Origin of the sequence: Sedimentibacter sp. (assembly GCF_038562225.1) — a bacterium.
In the GTDB taxonomy this organism is placed as follows: Bacteria; Bacillota; Clostridia; order Tissierellales; family Sedimentibacteraceae; genus Sedimentibacter.
Genome location: NZ_JBCFAS010000005.1, coordinates 223,270 through 243,821 on the forward strand (window position 1 = coordinate 223,270; position 20,552 = coordinate 243,821).

At 39.4% G+C, this 20,552-nt stretch carries 17 protein-coding genes, 12 tRNA genes and 1 rRNA gene; 2 read left to right on the forward strand and 28 right to left on the reverse strand.

Annotated features, from left to right (window positions below):
• Nucleotides 1-215: 215 nt before the first annotated feature.
• Nucleotides 216-1,265, reverse strand: a complete 1,050-nt coding sequence (locus tag AAGU76_RS17550; RefSeq protein WP_342486827.1) for an S-layer homology domain-containing protein — start codon at nucleotides 1,263-1,265, stop codon at nucleotides 216-218.
• A 269-nt stretch (nucleotides 1,266-1,534) separates the two neighbouring features.
• Here AAGU76_RS17550 and AAGU76_RS17555 point away from each other — a divergent pair, with 269 nt between their 5' ends.
• The gene (locus tag AAGU76_RS17555) at nucleotides 1,535-2,746 is read left to right on the forward strand and encodes a M20 family metallo-hydrolase (RefSeq protein WP_342486828.1); all 1,212 of its coding nucleotides are present in this window, start codon (nucleotides 1,535-1,537) and stop codon (nucleotides 2,744-2,746) included.
• A gap of 52 nt (nucleotides 2,747-2,798) precedes the next feature.
• Here AAGU76_RS17555 and AAGU76_RS17560 read toward each other — a convergent pair whose 3' ends face one another.
• The 7 genes from AAGU76_RS17560 to AAGU76_RS17590 form a co-directional block, all read right to left on the reverse strand.
• Nucleotides 2,799-4,298, reverse strand: coding sequence for a 4Fe-4S dicluster domain-containing protein (locus tag AAGU76_RS17560; protein ID WP_342486829.1), 1,500 nt, complete (start codon nucleotides 4,296-4,298; stop codon nucleotides 2,799-2,801).
• A gap of 30 nt (nucleotides 4,299-4,328) precedes the next feature.
• Nucleotides 4,329-4,598, reverse strand: a complete 270-nt coding sequence (locus AAGU76_RS17565) for an NAD(P)H-dependent oxidoreductase subunit E (RefSeq protein WP_342486830.1) — start codon at nucleotides 4,596-4,598, stop codon at nucleotides 4,329-4,331.
• 126 nt (nucleotides 4,599-4,724) lie between these two features.
• On the reverse strand, nucleotides 4,725-5,189 hold the full coding sequence (locus AAGU76_RS17570) for a PPC domain-containing DNA-binding protein (RefSeq protein ID WP_342486831.1): 465 nt from the start codon (nucleotides 5,187-5,189) through the stop codon (nucleotides 4,725-4,727).
• Between the two features lie 32 nt (nucleotides 5,190-5,221).
• The gene (locus tag AAGU76_RS17575; RefSeq protein WP_342486832.1) at nucleotides 5,222-6,484 is read right to left on the reverse strand and encodes a dihydrolipoamide acetyltransferase family protein; all 1,263 of its coding nucleotides are present in this window, start codon (nucleotides 6,482-6,484) and stop codon (nucleotides 5,222-5,224) included.
• Nucleotides 6,485-6,543: 59 nt separating this feature from the next.
• A complete protein-coding gene (locus tag AAGU76_RS17580; protein WP_342486833.1) occupies nucleotides 6,544-7,512 on the reverse strand; it encodes an alpha-ketoacid dehydrogenase subunit beta in 969 nt (322 codons plus the stop codon).
• A 15-nt stretch (nucleotides 7,513-7,527) separates the two neighbouring features.
• On the reverse strand, nucleotides 7,528-8,493 hold the full coding sequence (locus AAGU76_RS17585) for a thiamine pyrophosphate-dependent dehydrogenase E1 component subunit alpha (protein ID WP_342486834.1): 966 nt from the start codon (nucleotides 8,491-8,493) through the stop codon (nucleotides 7,528-7,530).
• Between the two features lie 85 nt (nucleotides 8,494-8,578).
• On the reverse strand, nucleotides 8,579-9,616 hold the full coding sequence (locus tag AAGU76_RS17590; RefSeq protein WP_342486835.1) for an alcohol dehydrogenase catalytic domain-containing protein: 1,038 nt from the start codon (nucleotides 9,614-9,616) through the stop codon (nucleotides 8,579-8,581).
• A 166-nt stretch (nucleotides 9,617-9,782) separates the two neighbouring features.
• On the opposite strand from AAGU76_RS17590, the gene AAGU76_RS17595 reads away from it, so the two are divergent.
• Entirely contained in the window at nucleotides 9,783-10,430 is a 648-nt protein-coding gene (locus tag AAGU76_RS17595; protein WP_342486836.1) for a Crp/Fnr family transcriptional regulator, read from the forward strand.
• A gap of 83 nt (nucleotides 10,431-10,513) precedes the next feature.
• On the opposite strand, the gene AAGU76_RS17600 is transcribed toward AAGU76_RS17595, so the two are convergent.
• The 20 genes from AAGU76_RS17600 to rrf form a co-directional block, all read right to left on the reverse strand.
• Nucleotides 10,514-11,335, reverse strand: coding sequence for a methyl-accepting chemotaxis protein (locus AAGU76_RS17600; RefSeq protein WP_342486837.1), 822 nt, complete (start codon nucleotides 11,333-11,335; stop codon nucleotides 10,514-10,516).
• Nucleotides 11,336-11,421: 86 nt separating this feature from the next.
• The gene (locus AAGU76_RS17605; protein ID WP_342486838.1) at nucleotides 11,422-12,699 is read right to left on the reverse strand and encodes an AraC family transcriptional regulator; all 1,278 of its coding nucleotides are present in this window, start codon (nucleotides 12,697-12,699) and stop codon (nucleotides 11,422-11,424) included.
• 77 nt (nucleotides 12,700-12,776) lie between these two features.
• Nucleotides 12,777-14,975 (reverse strand): FAD-binding protein, encoded by a 2,199-nt coding sequence (locus AAGU76_RS17610; RefSeq protein ID WP_342486839.1) that lies wholly within the window; start codon nucleotides 14,973-14,975, stop codon nucleotides 12,777-12,779.
• A gap of 205 nt (nucleotides 14,976-15,180) precedes the next feature.
• The gene (locus AAGU76_RS17615; protein WP_342486840.1) at nucleotides 15,181-15,594 is read right to left on the reverse strand and encodes a DUF3795 domain-containing protein; all 414 of its coding nucleotides are present in this window, start codon (nucleotides 15,592-15,594) and stop codon (nucleotides 15,181-15,183) included.
• Nucleotides 15,595-15,636: 42 nt separating this feature from the next.
• Nucleotides 15,637-16,095, reverse strand: a complete 459-nt coding sequence (locus tag AAGU76_RS17620; protein ID WP_342486841.1) for a GyrI-like domain-containing protein — start codon at nucleotides 16,093-16,095, stop codon at nucleotides 15,637-15,639.
• A 158-nt stretch (nucleotides 16,096-16,253) separates the two neighbouring features.
• Nucleotides 16,254-18,428 (reverse strand): ornithine decarboxylase, encoded by a 2,175-nt coding sequence (speC, locus tag AAGU76_RS17625; protein WP_342486842.1) that lies wholly within the window; start codon nucleotides 18,426-18,428, stop codon nucleotides 16,254-16,256.
• Between the two features lie 141 nt (nucleotides 18,429-18,569).
• Complete coding sequence (locus AAGU76_RS17630; RefSeq protein WP_342486843.1) at nucleotides 18,570-18,977, reverse strand: molybdenum cofactor biosynthesis protein MoaE; 408 nt, start codon at nucleotides 18,975-18,977, stop codon at nucleotides 18,570-18,572.
• 274 nt (nucleotides 18,978-19,251) lie between these two features.
• Nucleotides 19,252-19,328, reverse strand: a tRNA-Arg gene (locus tag AAGU76_RS17635).
• A gap of 7 nt (nucleotides 19,329-19,335) precedes the next feature.
• Nucleotides 19,336-19,410: transfer RNA gene (locus tag AAGU76_RS17640), tRNA-Cys, on the reverse strand.
• A gap of 14 nt (nucleotides 19,411-19,424) precedes the next feature.
• Nucleotides 19,425-19,501, reverse strand: a tRNA-His gene (locus AAGU76_RS17645).
• A 12-nt stretch (nucleotides 19,502-19,513) separates the two neighbouring features.
• A tRNA-Gly gene (locus AAGU76_RS17650) sits at nucleotides 19,514-19,587 on the reverse strand.
• Between the two features lie 20 nt (nucleotides 19,588-19,607).
• Nucleotides 19,608-19,682, reverse strand: a tRNA-Gly gene (locus AAGU76_RS17655).
• A gap of 5 nt (nucleotides 19,683-19,687) precedes the next feature.
• Nucleotides 19,688-19,772: transfer RNA gene (locus AAGU76_RS17660), tRNA-Tyr, on the reverse strand.
• Between the two features lie 30 nt (nucleotides 19,773-19,802).
• Nucleotides 19,803-19,878, reverse strand: a tRNA-Thr gene (locus tag AAGU76_RS17665).
• A 3-nt stretch (nucleotides 19,879-19,881) separates the two neighbouring features.
• A tRNA-Asp gene (locus tag AAGU76_RS17670) sits at nucleotides 19,882-19,958 on the reverse strand.
• 25 nt (nucleotides 19,959-19,983) lie between these two features.
• A tRNA-Val gene (locus AAGU76_RS17675) sits at nucleotides 19,984-20,059 on the reverse strand.
• A gap of 18 nt (nucleotides 20,060-20,077) precedes the next feature.
• A tRNA-Glu gene (locus AAGU76_RS17680) sits at nucleotides 20,078-20,152 on the reverse strand.
• Nucleotides 20,153-20,162: 10 nt separating this feature from the next.
• Nucleotides 20,163-20,238 (reverse strand) — tRNA-Met (locus tag AAGU76_RS17685).
• A 45-nt stretch (nucleotides 20,239-20,283) separates the two neighbouring features.
• Nucleotides 20,284-20,358: transfer RNA gene (locus AAGU76_RS17690), tRNA-Asn, on the reverse strand.
• A 102-nt stretch (nucleotides 20,359-20,460) separates the two neighbouring features.
• Nucleotides 20,461-20,552 (reverse strand): 5S ribosomal RNA (gene rrf / locus AAGU76_RS17695); the annotation flags it as partial.

A 20,552-nucleotide genomic window follows, 5' to 3' on the forward strand; every position in this document is an offset into this window, starting at 1 on the left:
AAAATCCAGAATCTCAGCCAATCATCCAGCACTATGTCCGGCAGCGAAATTATAAACCAGGTACACATATGCTTAACTTTTTACCACCCCACTGTCTATTGTTATGCTGTCTGTCTCCACAATATAACCACACGTAATGGTTCTTCTTAAGATGATTGTACAAAAACCGTCAAAAATAAAAGAGCCTTCGCAGTTTTGCGAAAGCTCCTATAATATTATAATTCTGATGCTTCTTCGGTTATTTCTGCTGTTATATCTTCAGCTTCTTCTGTAACATCTTCCGATGCAGCATCTTCTTCGTTAACGTCTTCTGTTAATTGGTCTTCATTAACTTCTTCGGCAGCTTCATTCTTAATTGTGATTGTATAAATTCCGTCCTCTAAACCTTCCTGAGATGCTGTTATGGTTATAACTGTATCTTCAGAATCAGATAATGCTGCTTTAGCTGTATAGATTACTCCACCTTCTATCGCTGAAGCAGTAGTTACCTGGATTTCCGAATCAGCCAGGTCAGAAGTGAAGCTTATTTCAGTATCCGCGCTTACATACACTGAAATAGTGACTTCTGTTGCACCATCTGCAGCTATTGCGCTGTATGTGGTTGTTCCAGGTGCAAATGATTGTTCTAATTCTGCACCTTCAATAGAAAGTTCACTGATAAAAGCATACTCAACCCAGTATGTTATTGATCTGTCTAATGTTACCAAAGCCTCTGCTCGTGTAATAGCATTACCAGGGTTGAAATATCCTTTATCGTCCCCAATCATATATTCAGCTTCGGCAACTGCTCCCACATATCCCACAGCCCACTCTGATATTTCGCCTTTATCATCGAACATGGTAACATCATCATTTTGTTCAAGCTCATTTAATCTTGTAATGACAACAGCAACTTCCTGTCTTGTTATTTCATCTGCAGGTCTTACAGTATCATCATTGTCACCAACGATGTATCCTGCTTCTACAGCTTTTTGAATTTCAACATAATACCAGTCTTCAGCCGCAGCGTCTGAAAAATTAATTTCAGCCAAATCTTCAAACCCATAGACACTGTTTACCATTGTCATGAATTCTGCTCTTGTAACAGAGTTGTCAGGCTTAAATGAACCATCTTCGTATCCTTTGATTATTTCGCTGTCAAACCATTCCTGTATGGTTTCTTCGGCCCAATGTCCGGTGTAATCAACACCAAATGCCAAATTTGGTATAGACAGCGCAGCTATCATAACTGTTGCCAACATTAACGATAATTTTCTTTTAATCATTATAGTCCTCCTTTGATGTCTCATAAATGTATGCATTATACACATCAATTAATTTTCACATATTTCATTTCTAAAGTCAAAGTACTATATATGACAGTTATCAAAGATATTACCATTTGACACTTGGTGACATAGGGGATGGTTCTTTCCGGTAAAAAACAATTGACTTCTTAATTCAGTAATTTTAAAATACTTGTAATAGTCATGAATTATTCAAGAGACTTTGCAAAATTACTTTTATTAAGGGGGCTACTGCTATAAAAACAAATTTGGAAAGAATAAAAAACGATATTTTACAGTTGTCAAAATTTAATTCTACACCGGAAAAGGGTCTTACCAGACTTTCTTTTACAAAGGAAGACAGAGGTGCCAGAGAATATATCAAAGAGCAGATGAAAGAAGCCGGTCTTTTGGTTTATGAGGATAGTGCGGCCACAATTTTGGGAAAACTTCAGGGAGAAATTGAGGGCGGACCGGCTGTCATGATCGGTTCTCACTATGATTCCGTCAGAAACGGAGGTATATTCGACGGAAATGCAGGAGTAGTTACCGCTCTTGAAATTGCAAGAGTCTTCAAAGAAAACAACATTAAACCTAAGTATCCCGTAGAGTTCATTGCCATGATAGAGGAAGAAGGAAGCAGATTCAGAGGAGGTTTATTTGCCAGCAGAGCCATGACCGGCAAGGTTACGAGACAAACACTGGACAAATATGTTGACAATGACGGAATAACAATTGCAGAAGCAATGAAAGATTTCGGGTTTGACCCTGATAAAATAGAACAGGCAACAAGGAAAAAAGAAACTGTGAAGGCTTTTCTTGAGCTTCACATTGAACAGGGTCCCATACTCGAAAACACAAAAGCGGATGTGGGAATCGTGGAGTACATAGTTGGTATAGAAGAAATCGAGGTTACGGTAATCGGAAGACCTGACCATGCCGGCACCACTCCAATGACCATGAGGAAAAACGCTCTTGATGCTGCTGCGCCTGTTATTGCAAATGTGAGCAAATTTGCCCTTGAAGCAGGCGAAGGCACTGTTGCAACAATAGGAATACTCGAGCTTGAACCAGGCGCTGCAAATATTGTGCCGTCAAAGGTCACGTTCACTGTAGACATTCGCTCCAGGAACGTTGAATGCATCAATGAGGTGAAGGATAAAATTATAAACCTGTTAAACAAAGAAACATCTTGCGAAATTCAGACAGTACAAAAACTATTCGCTCCGCCTGTCAAGATGGATGAGCAGATTGTGGGCGACCTGTCAAAGTATTGTGATGAACTGGGGTTTAAAAAGCAGATGATGCTCAGCGGCGCAGGCCACGATGCAATGGTGATGGCTGATATTACCAGGGTTGGAATGATTTTTGTGCCCAGCAGAGGCGGAAGAAGCCACTGTCCTGAAGAGTGGACGGAATTTGAAGACCTTCAAAAAGGAATAGAGCTGGCATATTGCGAGACTGTGAATTTAAGTAAGTAAAGATAACACTGCATTAAGAATTGCGGGCGGCCCAGCCGCCCACTTAATTTATTTATTTTAATTTTTCATCAATAATGTCATTTTCAAAGGGAGTTTTATATGCTGATTGATTTTTAAACTCTGTCACTGCCTTTTTGACTCTGTTCAGTGAAGCAATAGTACCGGGTCCGCCGATACATCCGCCCAAACATGCCATTCCTTCAAGCAGGTACCCATTCTTTTTTCCTGCCTTTGCCAGCCTCATAAGCTTTACGCACTCATGGAGGGTAGAGGCACCTTCTACATTTATTTCCCTTGAAGGGTCTATTTTTAAAGCGGTATTTTTTACTGCCTCAGCTACTCCTCCTGCTATGGCATAGCCGCGTCCCAGTGTGGAAGCATCCTGAATTTCCTTGGATACCTCTATTTCCGACAATTCTATTCCTTTAGCAACAAACATACCCATCAGTTCCTCGTATGTTATTACGAAATGCACATAATCCTTTACATCTTCTCTTAATGCTTCCAATTTCTTAGAAATACAAGGTCCAATAAATGTTATTTTTGCCTCCGGATCCTTACTCTTTATATACTTTGCAGTCTCAACCATTGGGGAAGCGGAATCAGAAATATACTGGTACTGGTCCGGAAACAGCTTTTCAACCATTATCGTCCAGGAATTGCAGCAGCTTGTACCCATGTAAGGATTTTCTTCAGGTACCCTTTCAAGAAATTCTTTTGCTTCGCGCAAGGTTGTTATGTCAGCTCCCAGACTTACCTCCACCACATCTTCGAATCCAAGCTGTTTTATACCCTCAAATACCTGTACGGGAGACGCCAGTGGTCCGAACTGCCCTAAAAATGACGGAGCTATTATAGCATACATATGGTTGTTGCTTTTAAGCGATTTGACCAGCTGATATATTTGAGACTTATCAGAAATTGCTCCGTAAGGGCACTGAATAATGCAATTCCCGCAAGATACGCATCTGTCTGCATTGATTTGCGCTCTTCCTAAATAATCACTTTCTATTGCATTAACACCGCAGGCTTCTGCACATGGTCTTTCATACTTCACAATTGCGCTGTATGGACATGTTTCCTTGCACCTGCCGCACTTAATACACTTATCCTTATTTATTATTGCTCTGTCTTTTCCGATAGAAACTGCATTCACGGGACAAACGTTAGTGCAGGGATGGGATAGGCACTTCCTGCAGTTGTCCGTCACATAAAATGCTTTAGTGGGACATGCTTCACACGCAAAGGTGATGATATTTACCAGTGGCTCAACCAATTGAGTTCCATCAACATCTGCTTCAGAAATTCCGTCCGTTACACGGTGGTATTCAGTTGGTTTTCTTACATCCAAACCCATTGTCAGTCTTAAGCGCTCGTCTACTATTGCTCTCTCTCTGAATATACTGTCTCTATATATAGCTACCTCTCCAGGCAAAATCTCGAAAGATGATTTCTCCAATTCACGTAAATCAGTACCATCATATGCCATCTTTGCAATCTTTGCAAAAACCTGCCTTCTGATATTGATTAGATTAACATAGCTTTCTTTCATATAATTCCTCCTATACAGAATTATGTTCTGTCACTTTCTCATCTTGTTTACAATTTTCTCCATTACAGCCTGGCTCGTTGCATTATATATAATTTCATCGTCTATAACTACTACAGGTGCTACTTTTTCAGCTGTTTCTTTACAATATCCCAAGCACTTGATTGCTTCTACTTCCAACTCTTCATCGTTATAACTGTCTGCATCTTCGCTAATAATGTCCTTCAAGTCATCTATCTGATCTAAAATTCCCATTGAACCCAACAATGTACAGCTTGAACCTACACAGACTTTCACCTTCATAATATTCCTCCAAATTTTCTTAAGTTTTCACTCTTTTTTATATTATATAATATTAAAGTACATTTTTCCACAAAGAAATTAATAAATTAACAAGGACGGTTTGTTTAATTCAAACCGTCCCCAAAATTATATTTGTATTGGTGAAAACAGCATCATGCCGCTTTTCTTATCAAGTTTTCTGGCCATGTAAATATCTTCAAATTCTCCGATGACTATCTCCACTGTTATAAGAACGTGATTTCTGTCGGTCAGGTGTCCGGCGTATGCTTTGCCTTCACCGTCGGCAAATGTTCCATGTATATGAAGAGAGACGTTTTTTTCATCATTTTCGCAGATAACACCGGACAGGCTGATCAATTCGATACCGCCTTCCATCACTATTGGATTGCCGTATCCATATCCATGGGGCTTATCAGGAAACGGGGTGGGATCAAAAAATGAAGCTCTGCTGAGACTTCCGATTCCGGAAACAATGACTCCGTGCTTTATGCCATACTGGTCGCAGACCTTTGTGATGCCTTCAATAACATCTTCGCCTGCTTCAAGCCTTACAGCATACACGTTTTTAATTTTTCCCTTTGCACTTTTCATAAAAACCTCCAAATTCCGTAATGATACTATGTTTACACCGTAATCAACTCAGGGTTTTCAATGTATTCCTTCATGTCATACAGAATCCTGCCTACCTCAAGGCCGTCAAACACCCTGTGGTCAAACGTAATAAATATATTCATCATAGTTCTTATGCAGGGCGCATCATCAACCACAACCATCTTTTTTACGCTTCGTCCGAATCCCATGATGGCAACCTGCGGCGGATTTATTATTGGAGTTGCAATATCGATTGGAAATATGCCGACATTTGATATTGTAAATGTTCCGCCTGACTGCTCGCCGTTTACCAATTTTCCGTCTTTGGCTCTTTCCACAAGATCCTTAAGATTGTTGCTCAGCTGCGACAGCGTCATTCTGTCGGCATTTTTTAATACCGGCACCAGAAGGCCGCTTTCTGCACCTACAGCCACAGAAAGATTCACATAGGGATACGTGGTGATATCTTTGCCGTCAAAGGTGGCGTTGGCAATCGGATGTTTTTTTAATATCTTAACTGTAGCCATGGCAAGAATGTCGTTCATGGTAACCTTGCATCCGATAAACTCCTTCTTTTCCAAAAGTACTTGTCTCAATTCATTCAGCTTTGTCACATCAACCTCAACTGCTGCTGATGACTGTGCCATGTTCTGAAGGCTTTCATACATATTTTTTGCTATGGAACGCCTTACCCCTGTCAATGGTATGACTTGAGGCTCCCCGCACTGCTCATACTGCGCAGCACCGGCTGTTTCCGCAGTCCTGCCGTAATCAGCATCGTCAGGTTTTGCAGCTGCCATGCTGTTAACGTAATCATCAATGTCCTTGGCAACAATTCGTCCGTTAGGTCCTGTTCCTTTTACATTTTTTATATCAATTCCGGCTGAAGCAGCAAGCTTCTTGGCAAGCCCTGTTGCCTTCACGTGTCCGCTGCTTGTTACAGACGGTGAATGAACTTCCGTTTCTGCTTTACGGTTTTGGCCTGCCGCCGGCACGATGCTTGCCTCACCTGCAGCAAAACCATTTCCTGGAATCTTTGCAAGGCTGTTGTATTCTTCCAATGTTTCAGCAACAACAGCTGTCACGTTGCCTACTGCAACCACTTCGCCGGGTTTGGCTACAATGTGCAAATAGCCGTCTGCAGTACACTCAAAATCCATAGTTGTCTTCTCATTTTCTATTTCAAGAATTGAGTCACCCTTTTTAACCAAGGCGCCCTCTTCAGCTTTCCACTGCACTATGGTGCCTTCAACCATAGTTAAACCTGCTCTGGGCATTAGTAATTCTACACTCATATTTTTTGTTGTTAACGATTGAAGCGTTAACTTTCCTCCTTTTTTGGATTCATCTTCATCTAAAACAAACTTTCCACAGCAGATACTATTTTTTGAGCATCAGGAATACAATATTTTTCCAGACCGATATTGTACGGCAGAGGAACATCCAGTGCAGCAACCCTTACAATTGGTCCATCCAGCTCATCATACATTTCTTCCTGAAGCATGGCAGCCAGCTCGGCACCTATGCCGGCAGTCTTGTTGCTTTCTTCAACAACAACAGCCCTGTGTGTCTTTCTCAAAGACTCGAAAACAGTCTTCTTGTCAAAAGGAACAAGAGTTCTCGGGTCGATAACCTCAATGCTGATACCCTTCTGTGCAAGGATTTCAGCTGCTTCAAGCGTTTTCTTCACCATGAGGCCCACAGCGATTACAGTTACATCTGTTCCTTCTCTTTTAATATCTGCAACACCAAAAGGAATTGTGTACTCTTCATCCGGAATATTTTCTTTTGTCTGATAAAGCTGTTTATGCTCAAAGAAAAGTACAGGGTCATCTGAACGAATGGCAGTTTTAAGAAGTCCCTTTGCATCATAAGCGCATGAAGGGCTCACAACTGTAAGTCCGGTGGCATGCATGTACAAGCTTTCAAGGCAGTTTGAATGTTCTGCTCCTGCACCAAAGGAAGAACCCATTGCACTTCTTACAACCAGCGGAAGTTTAAATTCAGGTCCATGCATGTATCTCCATTTGCCTACGCAATGGAACAGCTCGTTGAATGCAACCAGTGAAAAGTCTGCATACATAAGTTCAACGCATGGTCTGAGTCCTGTAACGGCAGCTCCGATGGCACTTCCGATTATGGCAGTTTCAACAATAGGTGTGTTTTTTACTCTGTCAGACCCGAATTCCTCAAGGATACCTTTTGTTATACCAAAAATATTTCCCATTTGTGCAACATCTTCGCCATATAAAATTACATTATCATCTTTACGCATTTCTTCTTTTATGGCATCGCCAATTGCCTGTCCGTAAGTTACCAGCATATTAATTCCTCCTCATTATTTAACATACAAATATTCGTAAATTTCTTCCGCAGGCGTAGCAGGGCTTGCCTCCGCAAATTCAATGGCTTTATCCAGTTCAGCATTTATGTCTTCACGAACTTTAGTGATTTCATCTTCTGTGATTAAATTGTTTTCCAAAAGATACTTTTCCAGTTTTTCAACGCAGTCTTTTTTCATCCATTCTTCAGTGATGGCTGCATCGCGATATTTCATCTGGTCACCTTCAAAATGGCCTCTCCATCTGTATGATTTTGCTTCAAGTATGGCAGGACCGTTTCCGCTTCTTACGTATTCTTCAAGTTCCCTGGCACCTTCATATACATCGAGCACATCTGTGCCGTCTACTATTTTTGAAGGTATTCCATATGCGGCAGCTCTGTCTGCTCCCGGATTTTTAACTGGTGAAGCTTCTGAAACGTGAGTGGAAATGGCAAACTGATTGTTTTCGCAAATAAAGAGCACCGGAAGTTTCCACACAGAAGCAAGATTGATTGCTTCATAAACAGCGCCTCTGTTTGCAGTTCCGTCTCCGAAAAATACGTATACCATATTGTCAGTTTTATTTTTTCTTATAGTAAGGCCTGCGCCAACTCCTACAGCCATGTCACTGCCTAGAGTTCCGGAAAAGCCAAGCATTCCCTTGCTCAGTAAAGCCACATGGTTTACTCCGCCTCTTCCGCCTGAATTACCGTCTCTCTTACCCATAATTTCAGAGAATACCGTATTTAATGGAACTCCAACAATGTTTGCTGTACCAACAGGTCTGTGAGAAATCTTGTAATAGTCTCCTTGTTTTCTTGTTGCCAGGGTTCCTACGAATGTAGCCTCCTGACCTACTCCGCTGTGAATATGTCCGGGAACTTTTCCCAGAGCGTAAATCTCTACTAACTTTTCTTCAAACAATCTTAATTTCACTAATTCTTTATAGAGCTCAGTTAAAAAATCCTTTGAATAAGCCATTGTGTTCCTCCTTTATATTTCTTATTAAATTTTTTAAACAACTTTTCTTTTTTAATGACCTGAATGATTCTTATGTAAATAAATCTTAAGGCCTAAGCAAAATTTTCAGTGCCTGTCCCGATGCCAAAAGTTCAAATGCCTTATCAAACTCTTCCATAGGCAGGATATGGCTTACGCAGCCGGATACGTCCATGCCTGAGTCAAGCAGTCCTTTCATAACTTTCCAGGTATGATACATTTCACGTCCGCTTATTCCGATCAGATTAACTCCACGATAAAATGTTTCTGTAAAATTTAGAGGAACTTCACGGTTAGGCAATCCTCCCACCACTATAGAACCGCCGGCACGAATATATTTTGTCGCCGCCTGGATTCCTCCTACGTTGCCTGAGAATTCCAGCACCACATCCGGTCCAAGGCCTTCAGACTCCTTTCGCATTTCATCTACGATGTCGCAGTTTATTGGATCTATAACCAGATCTGCCCCCATCTTGTATGCTGCTTCAGCACGGTAACTGTTAGGTTCCACACATATAACTTTTGCAGCACCAAGTTTCTTGGCAACCGTAGCAGCCATAAGACCTATGGGACCGCAGCCTGTTATTGCCACAATCTTGCCTCCCAGTTCAACTTTCGTCGCAGCATGTACAGCAACGCCAAGAGGCTCAAGCATTGCATTGTTCTCCTCTGAAACAGCAGGATTGCAGATATATGCATTTTCTGAAGGTATTGTCACATACTCGGCAAAGCAGCCATCTACATGAACACCTATGGCCTTTGTATTGACGCAAAGATTCTCTTTCTCATCCAGACATAAGGAACATTTGTGACATGCTATGTGACTTTCGGCTGACACTAATTGTCCGATTCTTTCTTTACTTACACCAGGTCCAACCTCAATAATCTCACCGCAGAATTCATGACCGATGGTAGTTGGGGGAGACATACGTTTTTGGGCAAATTCTTCCCAATCCTTAATGTGAATGTCTGTTCCGCAAATAGCAGTTAAGTGTACCTTTACGAGAACCTCTCCATCTTTAGGTGCCGGAACCGGCTTCTCCCACAGTTCCAGGTTTCCAGGACCTGCACTGGCTTTGACGATGCATTTCATAGTTTTACTCATAAGATTTATTCACCTCTTTAAATAATAGTCATTCATGTAAAAATGTTGAATTTTTCAAAAATATGTAAACGTTTTTTACTACTTTGTGATATAATAATATAAATTTCAATAATAAATTGTAGCATAAGTTACATTTACAAAATTACTATTATAAATGGAGTGTTGCATGATACAGGAAAATACAAACATAGAACTAAATGTTGCTGAAATATTCAAGCTATACGGACAGGCTCACAAGTACTCTCCAGGTGAAATAATCTTCCAAAAGGGTGATTCTACTGATAAGATATACTATATTATAAAAGGGCGTGTAAGAACTTACTGTCTCAATGAATGCGGTGATGAAATAACACTCTTTTACGTAGATGAAAATCAGCTTATCGGCAGTGAATCGCTGTCCAGTATTCAGAAACGCAAGATCAGCGTAGATTCCGTAACGGATGTTCACCTATACTCCATAGACGCAAGTTTATTTTTGGAAAAATGCATAAAAAACAAAGTATCAATCCTGAACCTGATGGAGTTCTTTATCAACAAAATAATCGTGCTATCAAATTACATATGCTGCAATCGCTTTATGAAAAACAATGAAAAGCTTGCTTATTTTCTGTATGCCAACAGCAGCAGTGATGTGGTTCAATATACGCATGAACAGATTGCTTTATTGACTGGCATGAACAGGGTTTCTGTAACGAGGTTATTGAAGAGCTTTGCAGAAAAAAATCTTATTTCCCAGCAATACAAGGAAATCAGAATATTAAACATGAAAGGTTTAGCTGACATCTTCAATTCCATCGGCTACTTTATTGACTGACATGTCAGAGGGGACAGTTCTTAGCGATTGATAAATACTGTCAATCATAAAGAGCAGTCCCCTAATATCCCTACTGTCTATTCTTATATTAAATTTTCAGCCATATCTACCAATTCTGATGACATATGTGTCAATGATTGAGTTGCTGCGCTGACTTCCTCGGTAGCGGCTGCTATTTGGGTTAATATCAAGGATAATTCCTGGCTTGTCTTGTTTACCTTACCATTTTCTGTTTTCAATTTTTCTAATATATCTGTTATCTTTTTTGTAGAGTTAGTACTGTTCTCAGCTAATTGACTTATTTCAGAAGCAACAACAGTGAATCCTCGTCCTGCATTTCCTGCATGTGCTGCTTCTATTGAAGCGTTAAAACCTAAAAGCTTGGATTGTCTTGCTATGTTATAAACAGAATCAACAATCTTATCCGTTTCATTGACAGATTGCAGATTAACCTCTGAAACCTGTTCCATTTGATGGCTTAAGCTGGCTACCTTTTCTAATCCTGCTGCATTTTCTTCCATTGCTGCAGTTATCTGTTCTATTGTTGTTGATAAATTTTGAGCCATATCTATCAGTTTTTCTTTTGCATCTAATGATTCAGCAACTATGATACAGCCGATAACTTCATTATCATCTAATAAGGGTATCGCCCTGCCCATGTATGGAACTCCGTAAACTTCACGAGGAACCTGTCTTATAACCGGATTCCCAGAAATTATGGCTTCCATAGCCACTGAACCTTCCTTAAGAATTTCACCATTATGAAGATTTAAATTTATTGTTTTTCCGGGACTTGCTGCTACAATCTTTTCTGTGTCGCTTACAGCAATATTAAAATCTGCTGTCACTAAATTTTGAAATATACCAATCAAATTTCCAAGTACCTCTAGATATTCCTTTTTCATTTTCCCTCCAAGATATAACCTTAGTTGATTACTTTTTCTTAAGTCATATATAGATTATATCGACAAAAAATATAGTTTGTTTATGATTAACAATACTTCAAATCAGAAAGAACGTCAACCTTAGTATTATTGATGGTCATCCTGTAGTATTCGCGATATTCCGTCGGAGTCAAACCATTGTGTTTTTTAAATATACTTCTGAAGTATAGAGCATTTTCAAATCCAGATTTATATGCCACCGAATCGACAGGTTCTTTGCTGTTTTCCAGCAGTTTTCTAGCGTGATCCATACGAACTTCAACAATGTATTGATGAATAGTTACACCCGTCTCTTTCTTAAATTTTGTACACAGATAATTTTTATTAAATCCTATATATTTTGCAATATCTGCAAGATTAAGCTGCTCCTTATAATGTTTCTCAACATAATGTATCGTCTCACCAATTTCCTTGTCTAAACTATTTTTCATCCGTTCTATTTTGCCATTAATCATTACAAATAACTTAAGGTATTCCTGTTGAAGTTCCTCTACAGATGCATAGTCCTCCATTCTTAATTCACTAAGGTTATTGCCAAATATTGATTGAAAATGTTTGATCGTTTCATTTAGCAATTTCATAGCAAACAAGCAAGACTGTTTTGACATGGTGGGCTTAATCATATCGGTAAAAAGATGATGCAATGTGGTCTCAATTGATTCAGGTTTGCCGTTATTTACCGCTTCTTTGGATATTGAGACCTGCATAGCAATGGATGCTTCATCAATATTTTTAAGCGGAACTAATCTTATTTTTTCATCTATGACCTTGAATTGTTTAAGAAAAAATCGGTAATCATTAACAAATTTGACAGCTAAATCAAAATCCCTTCTAACTTTTATACCAAAGTCATAAAAGTCAGCAGTGACAGCTGAGACAAAATTATCTTCAAATAAATCCTGCAGATTACATTTATAAGCTTCTTCAATAATTTTATGAATATCATAAAGCAATTTTTTTCTGAATTCTTCAGTTTCCTTATCAGGCAAATTTATTAGAATAATAGGCTGTTTTGTTCCATTGTGATAAAATGGCTCAAATAAATAATCAGAGTTATTTTGAAGTGCTTTTAGATCTTTGCATATATTATTAAAAATAGACACATTATCATTTTTATCTTTACCAATAGAATATAAATATTCTTCATCATAACCAGAGGCAAATAAGCAAAAATGAGCAGGATTACCAGTAATTTTAATACCTGTCCTTTCCTGGCCCCGAAAAACTGAAGTTGCCGGAGAACCGGTTGCTATAAGATTTAGCATATTGCTTCTTGCATAAGAAACAATGGCTTCATAAGTGTCTTCTGATAAAATAATGCTCATTAAATCACCTCACTTCATTATACAAGCAAAAGAAAGTTCATGCAACAGAACTTTCCTTTATCTTGCTTATTGTTTAATTATTTAATGAATTCAGCTGCATGCTCTCCTGCGATTCTTCCGGAATTATATGCATATCCCTGAGTTGTTCCCGGTGTTTCATAATATGGATATCCATACATGCCTCCTGCATCCTGTCCGGCTGCATATAAACCTGCTATTGGTTTTAAATCTTCGTTTAATACACGCATTTTTTCATCGACGCGCACGCCGCCGAGAGTTCCAAATATAGCTGGTTCCATTCTCACAGCATAGAACGGGCTTTTGTCAATAGGGGTTAGGAACATCGAATTTTTATTGAAATCTTCGTCAATGCCTTTTTCGATAAAGGCCTGATATCTTTTCATTTCTTCCATGTATTCATCTACTGTAAATCCTGCTTCCTTTCCTAAATCCTCCAGTGTGTCAGCGCTGTATGCTGCTCCAGCCTCCTTAGCACGATTCATTTCAATTTCCATCAAATCTCCAAACGGATCAAGGGCTCGTGGTCGCCAGTTATGTTCATTTTTTAGAAATTCAGTTTCTTCAGACGTGAATAGACCCGATAACCCTTTTTCTTTAATTGTATCATATGTGTTTTGGTCAAACACAACCCAAAATGAACCTACTGTTCGAATTGATGAAGCTCCTTTTGCCAATGGCTGTGTTATACACCACTCTTCATTCATAAACCGATGACCTGATGAATTCAATTGTAATAAACCTGCATAGTTCAAATATTTAAAATAGTAATCATTAAAGTCGACATCTGCATTTGCAGCAAATTCTGTTATATGAGGGAACAGCTCAGGAGATAAGTCCGCTCCGGCAGAAAGTGCCAGATTGATTCCGTCTCCACTTGATGCTTCAAGACCGGATAGCCAATACCTGTCAGAACCTGTATATTTTTTAAGCATCTCTTTGTTGCCGCCAAATCCGCCTGTAGCGATAATTACCGCGTCGGCATAAACATTCACTTCTGTGCCGTCTTTTTTTATTGCATGTACTCCAACCACTTTATTGTTCTCATCGAACAAGAGCTCATCTGCTCTAGTCTGCGGCAACAGTTTATTAGCACTGGATTTTGTAATGTAGTTTTTATATAAATTATCTACTTTTTCCTGACCTTTTCCTGTATCAACCGTAATTCCATTAGCACTGGGTTTAACTTTATATCCATGTTCTATTAACCAATCAGCAGTACTTCCTGCTTTATCTAAGATTGTTTTGACAAGAAGATTGTTGGCTGTCCCATAATTATAGTTTGTAAACTCATCAAATAAATCCTTTGATGTTACAGTTGAACCGTTCTCTTGCTGCACCTGGCTTTCAGGGGCAATAAAACCTGTGGTTAGTACACTCATACCGCCTACTTTCCCGGTCTTTTCCAGAACTATTACTCCAGCGCCTGCTTCTGACGCCGCCAACGCTGCAACAGAACCGCTGCCGCCGCCGCCGATTACTACAACATCAGTATGATACTCTTCAACTTCATTACTTGCTTCGACTTTGCTGTATAGCTTAACAGGATCACCACCTGCCTTAACAAGTGCTTGCTCCACCGCCTGAATGACTCCCTTGCTCGTCATGGTGCAGCCACTTATTGTATCAACTCCTAGAGTTTGATATTTAATTATTTCAGGCACCATATTTTCCAATACTGGTTCATAAAAACCAGGTGTTTCAGAAATATTGGTTATGTTGATTGAAACAATCTTGTCTTTTTCAACAGTGACAGTTGCTAACATTGGTGTTATGGGATTTGGAGAACCGAATCTGTATCCTTCCTTGCTATCTTTATCCCACTTTCCATATGCTTCTCCTGTATATGTTCCCGGAGTAAAACTAAAAGCTTCATTGGCAGATTCTATCTTTTGAAGTGTGATTTTTGATTCACTCAAAGCCAGTTTTGCAGCTTCAAGAACAGCATTTGATGTCATAGTAGCTCCGGACATCACATCAACATCAATAGAATTTTCAGCCAGCATATTTGCTGCTAATATTTCCAATGCCTTACCACCGAGATCAGGTGTTTCTTTTTCTCCTGTTGCTTTTACTGATACTAATTTACCATCTTTTATTATTAAACTGACTTCAACATCTCCAGCAAAACCAGCAGCTTTGGCTGTGTAGGTTTCCTCCTTTTGAGGCACTGAAGTTTCAACCTTCGGAGAACATGCAATCAGCCCTATTGTACATAAAATCAAAAGAACAATTACATAGTTTCTGTTTATTTTCATAACATTCGCCCTTTCTGTAACTATTAATTTTTTCTACAGCTGCATATGATTAATCATTTTTTGAATTATAGCACTTTACCAATATTTTCACAATTAACAAAATTCACATGTTGTATAGTAAAATTCAGTTTATGCTTTTAAAATATTGCTAAAAAAAAGACTGTGTGTTAACACAATCTTTTTTGATATATTCTTATTCATGAATTTATTTAACTTGTTCATTGCATTCAAGACATGTTGTCCTATGTACGGATACTATATTTCCGCAGTTAGGACACTTCCACCTCAATTCCTCATTGGCAAGGAATTTATCAATGCCATGTTCCTTTATGTAATTAAGGTTTTCAAGCATGCTCATATGATATTTTGTTTTATATCTCTTGTCTAACTGTTTAAGCCTTCTGCAGGGTATCTTTTCACATTCAAAGCAGAATCCTGACTGGCTGTTTTTTATTTCAGGGCAATTTTTAATAATACAGCTTATACTGCCCTTCGTTACATATTTTATGTCAATTTCATTGCGACATCCTGCGCACTTGTTTTTTTCTCTTTGATATCCGATGCATAGTCTGCAGTTCATGCCGCATGGTGCAATCAATTCTTTTTTCATTTCGCTCATATTACCACCACTCAAACCTAGTTGGTATGAAATCTGCAGACATTATTTAAGCAGAAACTCTACCTTTGTAAGAAGCTCGCTTTCCGGTATTTCCTGCGGAGAATTATAGTAGTATTCATAGACCACACCGGTGGGTTCATACCCCTTCTGGCTTATCCATTTTGTCAATTTTTCATAAAGAGGACTCATTTCACTATAAGCTCCCTTGTGAAAGCCTGTTGCTTTTTTACCGGCAGGAATATCTCTTAGAGTTATGTCTCCTTTTCCTTCAATCTCCTTTCCAACAGGAAATCCGATTTCCACAATAAGATTTTCCATATCCATGTTGTAATAAGCAATGAAAGCAGGCCCCAACGGCTCCTGGCCGCATTCAACAATATAGTTTACAATAGAACCATAGACTGTGCCTACAAGATTAGGCAGGTTTCTTACAGATGTCGTTGTCTTTACTGACAGAACAGGTTGTTTTTCGGTTTCTACAATTTGAAATATGTAACTCATACTTCCTCCCATTTATCTGTATTGTTATCTTGCCCTACATAGTTGTACAATAATTCTATACTTATTTTTCCAAATTACAATAATTATTTTATTGATTACACTTTTCTTTATGCAAAAAAATAGCTCCGACAATTTCGGAGCTATTAAAATTCTTCAATTTACTCTTGAGCTTTTTTTCTATCTAATACATACCCATATCCTCTAATATATCCATTTTCCTTTTCCAGATAAACGCCTTGAATTTCAGGCGCAAATCCAGGAAATTTGTTAATGAGCTCTTCAAGTATGAGAAAATACTTTTGGGCAACTTCATTCCATCTTTCTCCGGGAACTACGCAGAAAATTCCTGGAGGATAAGGCAAAGCACCTTCCAATGCTATTTCACCGAGGATATCATCAAGTTTTACCAATTTGGCATTGTTCCTTGTAAGTTCATTATCAGCTTCCCATGGAGTTATTGCGCGTTCTGGGAAATAATCTGCTCTGAACAATTGTTTTTGACACACCTTTGCATCCTTGCTTCTGTAGAAGTCATGCATTTCCTGACATAATTGTCTTATTGTATAATCCTTGTAGCGTTCTTCATGTTTCCTGTAAAGCTCCGGAAGCACCTCGCTGATAGGTACATCTTCTCTGATGATTTTTTCGAAATCTTCTAATTGCGTAACAAGTATTTCCATTTTCTCGCGGGTTTCTGCAGGTGTCATCAGGAACAATATTGAATTGAAGTCATTCTTTTCAGGAATTATCATGCTCTCTCTCAAGTAATTTGCAAGTATGACAGCAGGTATTCCAAATTCCTCATATTCCCCGGTTTCAGCATTGATGCCAGGAGTTGTGAGCATGAATTTATTAGGATCAACAAAATATTGCTTTTCCCCATAGCCCTCAAAAGAGTGCCATTTCTCACCGGGCTTGAATTCAAAAAATTCAATTGAATTTGCTATTTCCTCAGTATCATATTCTTCCCAGTTCTTACCCCTTACAACAGGAGGTATAAACGGTTTTAGAAGCTTACATCTCTTAATGATTTCTTTTCTTGCATCAACGCCTGTTTTAACACATTCAGCCCATAAGTGCCTGCCTGCTTCTCCATCCTGCATTCTTGCATTGACATCCAAAGATGCAAACAGCGGATAGAAAGGACTTGTGCTTGCATATGTTCTGAATGAATTGTTAAATCGTTTATGATCGATGTATCTCTTTTGGTTTCTGATGTGATTATCTTTTTTATGAATATATGAAGCCTGAGAAAAGCCTGCTTGTTGTTTGTGAACAGATTGTGTAACAAAAATTCCGGGATCATTCGCATTAAGCTCTAACAATAGCGGTGAACAGTCTCTCATCATAGGAATAAATTGCTCATATCCAACCCATGCAGAATCAAAGAGGATATAGTCGCAAAGCTTTCCGATCTTATCCACAACCTGTCTTGCATTGTATATTGTTCCGTCATATGTTCCCAATTGGATTACAGCAAGACGGAACGGCCTTTCAGCATCAGCTTTATCCGGGTCAGTCTTTCTTATCTTATCTCTTAAATATTCTTCATTAAAACAATGTTCGTCTATTCCTCCGATAAATCCAAATGGATTACGTGCCGTTTCCAGGAATACCGCGTTGCCGCCTGCCTGCATCAAAGCCGCTGTGTATACAGACTTATGATTGTTTCTGTCAAAAAGCACAAGGTCCCCAGGTGCAACCAATGCATTGATGGTGATTGTATTGGCTGTGCTTGTACCGTTCATTACAAAATATGTCTTATTTGCATTGTAAATTCTTGCGGCATTAATCTGAGCATCTGCAGGAGGTCCTTCGTGAATCAACAGATCTCCCAGTGCAACGTCCGCATTGCAGATGTCAGTAAGAAAAATATTCTCACCATAGAAATCATACAGGTACCTGCCCGTAGGATGTTTCTTGAAATATTGCCCTCCCTGATGTCCGGGACAATTAAACTTTACATTGTGCATTTCCATATAATTAGCTAATGACCTGAAGAAAGGCGGCAATACTTTTTCCTGATAATCACTGGCAATTTTTTCAATCTTATAGCTGTTCTTTTCTAAATTTTCTATAGTTCCATCAAGTATTGTATATCCCTTTTCCAGCAAGTTTGGTTTTATTTTATCATCTTTTCTTGCAATAATAATAATCGGAATACCGAAATTTGTATTTTTAACCTTTTGAATCCATTTTAGATCTAAATCCAAATCCATCAATACAACTGCTGCAATATCCGTAAAATCTGTCTCTTCAACTAATATGATATCTCTGCCTGACAGTACATAAGCCATAGCTGTTCTTGAACAAGCGATATTTAGCGGTTTCATAAATTATCCGCTCCTTTCACCAGAAAAATATGTTGCATGTTTGATATTTTATCATAAGTTATTTTTACCCTATAATATAATGTCTAATCTTATTAAATAAAAAAGTTTATTTACAACAAGACGACTTCATTCTCCTGTGTTCTATTTATTTTCGACTTCAGTAACACATTCGCTTTTGATCTTTCCTACCAGAAATTGCAGAGCATCAACAACATGTGGTCTGATGTCGCCTCCTATAAGCACATACATTATGTCATCACCCAGCTGAAGATGCCCTTCATTCAGCCAAACTTTAACACAAAAAATTCCATTCATCTTATAGGTTTCAGCTACGGCTGCTTCAACCTTAGCAGCATCATATGCAAATTCCATACCTTTTACCAAGGAGCCGTCATCAATACCCTCACGCACCTTAACCTTGGGGGTTTGGCGCACAACGCCATTATGAACTAAAAACATCCCTTCCTGTAAAGATGTCGGATCTTTTTTTGCTTCCTTGAGCCATTCATCAATGGATGGCGGTTGTTTTTTTAATTTTCCATCAATCATACATTACTCCTTATAGTAATTTAATAAATAATTTCAAAACAGGGTGAATACATCTTGAAAATATCTAAAATTAATTTATTGATACACTTTCTATGTTAATCTGTTATTCATGCTTAAGGAGAATACAACAGCATTATTATAGTATTATATATACTTATATTGTCATAGTCAATTTCTAAATAGTAATAGAGTACAGGATATTTAAAGCCTGACCTGCTTCTATCGTTTAAAATAAAAAAGACCCACTATGATGAGTCTTTACTTGTGTTGCTATTGGTGCACCGTGAGGGATTCGAACCCACGACCTTCCGGTTCGTAGCCGAACACTCTATCCAACTGAGCTAACGGTGCGGAATTTTGGAGGCGCCATCCAGATTTGAACTGGAGAATCAAGGTGTTGCAGACCTTTGCCTTACCACTTGGCTATAGCGCCATGTTAAATTAAAATGGGGTGAATAGTGGGAGTCGAACCCACGACCTCCAGAGCCACAATCTGGCGCCCTAACCAACTAGGCCATATCCACCATAATATAATTTGGAGCGGGTGAAGGGAATCGGACCCTCGCGACCAGCTTGGAAGGCTGGGGCTCTACCATTGAGCTACACCCGCATAATGAAGTAATGTTTAATTGGAGCGGAAGACGAGATTCGAACTCGCGACCCTCGCCTTGGCAAGGCGATGCTCTACCACTGAGCCACTTCCGCAAAATTGGTGGAAGAGATTGGATTCGAACCAATGAAGGCGGTGCCAACGGATTTACAGTCCGTCCCCTTTAGCCACTCGGGAACTCTTCCTTATTTATAACATAAGTTTAATTTCAAAATTGGAGCTGGTGGGAGGACTTGAACCCCTAACCTACTGATTACAAGTCAGTTGCTCTACCGATTGAGCTACACCAGCATGTGGCGACCTGGAAGGGGCTCGAACCCTCGACCTCCAGCGTGACAGGCTGGCATTCTAACCAACTGAACTACCAGGCCGCAATCTTAATTTTTAATTGTATTATGGTGGGAACTATAGGGCTCGAACCTATGACCCCCTGCTTGTAAGGCAGATGCTCTCCCAACTGAGCTAAGCTCCCATGAATTCTTAATTAAAATGGTGACCCTACCGGGATTCGAACCCGGGTTATCGCCGTGAAAGGGCGGTGTCTTAACCGCTTGACCATAGGGCCTTAATTTTTTTGGTAGCGGGAGCTGGATTCGAACCAACGGCCTCCGGGTTATGAGCCCGACGAGCTTCCAACTGCTCTATCCCGCGACGATGATCTTACTGCCATTAAGTGGCCCTATTATCATGCTATAATGGCTCCGAGGGTGGGGCTCGAACCCACGACCTACCGGTTAACAGCCGGTTGCTCCACCATTGAGCTACCTCGGAACAACCCTGGATTTTTCAATCCATATGTAGCGCAGTCTCATTCTCCAATTTATCAGTTCGCTATCGCTCACATAAATTCGGGAATTCGTTGCGGTTGACCTAACCCGGCGACGTCCTACTTTCCCAGGCAGTTTCCCGCCAAGTATCATCAGCGCTAAAGAGCTTAACTTCCGTGTTCGGGATGGGAACGGGTG

What these genes read in the sequence shown, in the direction of transcription:
- AAGU76_RS17600 (WP_342486837.1), bottom strand. Translation starts at nt 11,335, where the DNA reads ATGAAAAAGGAATATCTAGAGGTACTTGGAAATTTGATTGGTATATTT.
- AAGU76_RS17550 (WP_342486827.1), bottom strand. Translation starts at nt 1,265, where the DNA reads ATGATTAAAAGAAAATTATCGTTAATGTTGGCAACAGTTATGATAGCT.
- AAGU76_RS17595 (WP_342486836.1), top strand. Translation starts at nt 9,783, where the DNA reads ATGATACAGGAAAATACAAACATAGAACTAAATGTTGCTGAAATATTC.
- AAGU76_RS17575 (WP_342486832.1), bottom strand. Translation starts at nt 6,484, where the DNA reads ATGAGTGTAGAATTACTAATGCCCAGAGCAGGTTTAACTATGGTTGAA.
- AAGU76_RS17615 (WP_342486840.1), bottom strand. Translation starts at nt 15,594, where the DNA reads ATGAGCGAAATGAAAAAAGAATTGATTGCACCATGCGGCATGAACTGC.
- AAGU76_RS17565 (WP_342486830.1), bottom strand. Translation starts at nt 4,598, where the DNA reads ATGAAGGTGAAAGTCTGTGTAGGTTCAAGCTGTACATTGTTGGGTTCA.
- AAGU76_RS17585 (WP_342486834.1), bottom strand. Translation starts at nt 8,493, where the DNA reads ATGGCTTATTCAAAGGATTTTTTAACTGAGCTCTATAAAGAATTAGTG.
- AAGU76_RS17590 (WP_342486835.1), bottom strand. Translation starts at nt 9,616, where the DNA reads ATGAGTAAAACTATGAAATGCATCGTCAAAGCCAGTGCAGGTCCTGGA.
- AAGU76_RS17560 (WP_342486829.1), bottom strand. Translation starts at nt 4,298, where the DNA reads ATGAAAGAAAGCTATGTTAATCTAATCAATATCAGAAGGCAGGTTTTT.
- AAGU76_RS17620 (WP_342486841.1), bottom strand. Translation starts at nt 16,095, where the DNA reads ATGAGTTACATATTTCAAATTGTAGAAACCGAAAAACAACCTGTTCTG.
- AAGU76_RS17580 (WP_342486833.1), bottom strand. Translation starts at nt 7,512, where the DNA reads ATGCTGGTAACTTACGGACAGGCAATTGGCGATGCCATAAAAGAAGAA.
- AAGU76_RS17630 (WP_342486843.1), bottom strand. Translation starts at nt 18,977, where the DNA reads ATGATTGATGGAAAATTAAAAAAACAACCGCCATCCATTGATGAATGG.
- AAGU76_RS17605 (WP_342486838.1), bottom strand. Translation starts at nt 12,699, where the DNA reads ATGAGCATTATTTTATCAGAAGACACTTATGAAGCCATTGTTTCTTAT.
- speC (WP_342486842.1), bottom strand. Translation starts at nt 18,428, where the DNA reads ATGAAACCGCTAAATATCGCTTGTTCAAGAACAGCTATGGCTTATGTA.
- AAGU76_RS17570 (WP_342486831.1), bottom strand. Translation starts at nt 5,189, where the DNA reads ATGAAAAGTGCAAAGGGAAAAATTAAAAACGTGTATGCTGTAAGGCTT.
- AAGU76_RS17610 (WP_342486839.1), bottom strand. Translation starts at nt 14,975, where the DNA reads ATGAAAATAAACAGAAACTATGTAATTGTTCTTTTGATTTTATGTACA.